The sequence below is a fragment of the Stenotrophomonas pictorum JCM 9942 genome, assembly GCF_001310775.1.
GTDB lineage: Bacteria > Pseudomonadota > Gammaproteobacteria > Xanthomonadales > Xanthomonadaceae > Stenotrophomonas > Stenotrophomonas pictorum.
Genome location: NZ_BAZI01000336.1, coordinates 1 through 2,895, shown reverse-complemented (window position 1 = coordinate 2,895; position 2,895 = coordinate 1). Strand labels below are relative to the sequence as shown.

3 protein-coding genes and 2 pseudogenes are annotated in these 2,895 nt (G+C 64.8%); all 5 read left to right on the top strand.

Features of this window, described 5'->3' with window-relative positions; genetic code table 11:
• On the top strand, positions 1-404 hold a 404-nt coding region (gene folK / locus JCM9942_RS13330), incomplete at its 5' end, for a 2-amino-4-hydroxy-6-hydroxymethyldihydropteridine diphosphokinase (protein WP_054660267.1).
• Between the two features lie 31 nt (positions 405-435).
• Positions 436-1,251 (top strand): 3-methyl-2-oxobutanoate hydroxymethyltransferase, encoded by an 816-nt coding sequence (gene panB, locus JCM9942_RS13325; RefSeq protein ID WP_054660265.1) that lies wholly within the window; start codon positions 436-438, stop codon positions 1,249-1,251.
• A complete protein-coding gene (gene panC / locus JCM9942_RS13320) occupies positions 1,248-2,090 on the top strand; it encodes a pantoate--beta-alanine ligase (RefSeq protein WP_054660263.1) in 843 nt (280 codons plus the stop codon). Before panB ends, panC begins: the two co-directional genes overlap by 4 nt.
• Positions 2,091-2,269: 179 nt before the next feature.
• Positions 2,270-2,649, top strand: a pseudogene (gene panD / locus JCM9942_RS13315) (aspartate 1-decarboxylase).
• Positions 2,646-2,895 (top strand): annotated as a pseudogene (locus JCM9942_RS13310) (glucose-6-phosphate isomerase); the annotation flags it as partial. The pseudogenes panD and JCM9942_RS13310, both read left to right, overlap by 4 nt.

Genomic DNA, 2,895 nt, shown 5'->3' with positions numbered 1-2,895 from the left:
TGCCGCAGGCGCGGCTGCTGGGCAGCTCCCGCCTGTATCGCACGCCGGCGTGGGGCAATGAGGCGCAGCCGCCTTTCATCAATGCGGCGGCAGCGCTGGAAACAACACTGGCTCCGCTGCAGCTGCTGGATCACCTGTTGGCCATCGAGCAGCAGTTCGGTCGTATAAGACTGCCGGATGAACGCTGGGGGCCGCGGACACTGGATCTGGACCTGCTGCTCTATGCCGACAGCGTCGTGCAGCTGCCGCGTCTGCAGGTGCCCCATCCCCACCTGCACGAGCGCGCGTTCGCGTTGCTGCCCTTGGCCGATGTCGCGCCAGAGGCCTGGATCCCCGGGCATGGAACGGTGCGTGACGTGCTGGCTGGCGTGAAAACCTGCGGTATCGATCCGATAGGGGGATAATGCGTGGCTTATCGCCAACCGTTATCAATTCATGAGCATTCACGCAGACAGCAAGCCCTGGACCGTTCCCGCGCTGGCCGAGGCCAAGCGAAATGGCCAGAAGCTGGTGATGTTGACCGCCTACGACGCCGGCTTTGCCCGTTCGTTTGACGCCAACGGCGTTGACCTGATCCTGGTGGGTGATTCGCTCGGCATGGTGGTGCAGGGGCATGACTCCACCTTGCCGGTCAGTGTGGAAGACGTGGTCTATCACACCCGCGCGGTCGCCAGCGTGCTGCAACGTGCGCTGCTGGTGTCTGATCTGCCCTTCGGCGCCGATGCCACGCCGGAGCGGGCGCTGGAGGCATCGCTGCAGCTGCTCAAGGCCGGCGCCGAGATGGTCAAGATCGAAGGTGCCGGCTTCAAGCTGGACATCATCCGCCACCTGGTCGAGCGTGAGATTCCGGTGTGTTCGCACCTGGGGCTGACCCCGCAATCGGTGCTGCGCCTGGGGGGCTACCGTGTGCAGGGCCGGGGCGATGCCGCCCAGCAGCTGCTGGACGATGCCAAGGCCGTGGCCGAGGCGGGCGCCAGCTTGCTGGTGCTCGAATGTGTACCAACGCCGCTGGCCGGGCGTGTCACCGCCGAGACCGCCATTCCCACCATCGGTATCGGTGCCGGCCCCGAGTGCGACGGGCAGGTGCTGGTGCTGCATGATTTCCTCGGCCTGGACAGCGGTCATCGACGCCCCAAGTTCGTCAAGGATTTCCTTGCCGAGGGCGGGTCGGTGGCCGGTGCCGTCCTTGCCTATGCCGACGCGGTCCGCGCCGGTACCTTCCCTGACGCAGAACACGCCTACGCATCATGATTGAAACCGTTACCGAACTATCCCGGCTGCGTGCCATTGTCACCGGCTGGAAGCGCCAGGGTCTGCGCGTCGCGCTGGTGCCCACCATGGGCAACCTGCACGCCGGCCACTATTCGCTGGTGGAGCTGGCGCGCCAGCATGCCGATCGCGTGGTTTCCAGTGTGTTCGTCAATCCGACCCAGTTCGGCCCGAACGAGGACTTCACCCGCTATCCGCGCACCCCGGAAGCCGACACCAGTGGCCTGGAGCAGGCCGGTTGTGACGTGTTGTGGCTGCCGACGGTCGAATCGATGTACCCGTTTGGCGTTGAGCTGGCTGCCAGTGTGCATGTGCCGGGTGTCAGCTCGTTGCTGGAAGGGGCCCATCGTCCCGGTCACTTCGATGGCGTCTGCACGGTAGTCACGCGACTGTTCAACCAGGTGCAGCCGGATGTGGCGGCATTTGGCCGCAAGGATTACCAGCAGCTGGCGGTGATCCGGCAGATGGTGGTCGATCTGGCCTTCCCGATCGAGATCCTCGGCGGGCAGATCGTGCGCGAGGCCGATGGCTTGGCGATGAGCTCGCGCAATCAGTACCTCACCGCCGATGTGCGCCCGCAGGCGACCGTGATCCGCACGGTGTTGCTGGCGATGCGCGATGCCTATCTGGCAGGTGCCGACCGCGCCACGGTGGAGGCGGACGCGGCCGCGCAGCTGCAAGCCGCAGGCTATCGGGTTGATTATGCAGTGGTGCGGATGCCGGACCTGTCCGAGCCGGGTGACAGCAACGAAGGCCGGCGCGTGGCGCTGGTGGCGGCCAAGCTCGGCACCACCCGGCTGATCGACAACATAGAGTTCTGAATGCGGGGCGATGGGACTTTATCTGTCCGCGTCCGGTTCATGAAATGACTGCCGATGGCGCCCTGGTGGCGCCATCGGCATATCCGGGGCCGGCGCGCGGGAAAGGTCATGCTGCAGTGCGGGCAGGGCCTTGTGCCGGTGCTAGACTGCGCGTTTTCATACGCAGTTTCGGCATTGCCATGCATCTCTCCCTGCTCAAAACCAAGATCCACCGTGCCACCGTCACCCATTCGGAGCTGAACTACGAGGCTCCATCGCCATTGATGACAACCTGCTGCAGGCCAGCGGTATCCGCGAGTTTGAACAGGTGCACATCTGGGATGTCACCAACGGTGCGCGTTTTTCCACCTATGCGCTGCGTGCCGAAGCTGGCAGCGGCGTGATCTCGCTCAACGGCGGCGCCGCGCGCCACGTGCAGGTGGGCGACATCATCATCATCGCCGCCTTCGCCAGCCTGAGCGAAGCAGAAGCCGACAGCTTCAAGCCCAAGCTGGTCTACGTTGACGGCGACAACCGTATTTCCCACACCAACGACAGCATCCCCACACAGGCCGCATGACCAAGAACAACGGATTCGACGTATTGCACGCCCATGCCCAGCGTTTGCAGGGCACGGGTATCCCTTCACTGCTGGCTGCCGAGCCGGATCGGGTGAAAAACCTGGCGCTCAAGGTCGGTCCGTTGTACGTGAATTTCGCGCGGCAGAAGTACGATCAGGCCGCGCTGCGGGCGCTGCTGGAGCTGGCCGCCGCGCGCGATGTCGCCGGCGGTTTCCAGCGGCTGTTTGGCGGTGAGCGGATCAACA

Bases quoted from the DNA above. Each gene is read 5' to 3' on its own strand.
- panB (WP_054660265.1), top strand. From the start codon at position 436: ATGAGCATTCACGCAGACAGCAAGCCCTGGACCGTTCCCGCGCTGGCC.
- panC (WP_054660263.1), top strand. From the start codon at position 1,248: ATGATTGAAACCGTTACCGAACTATCCCGGCTGCGTGCCATTGTCACC.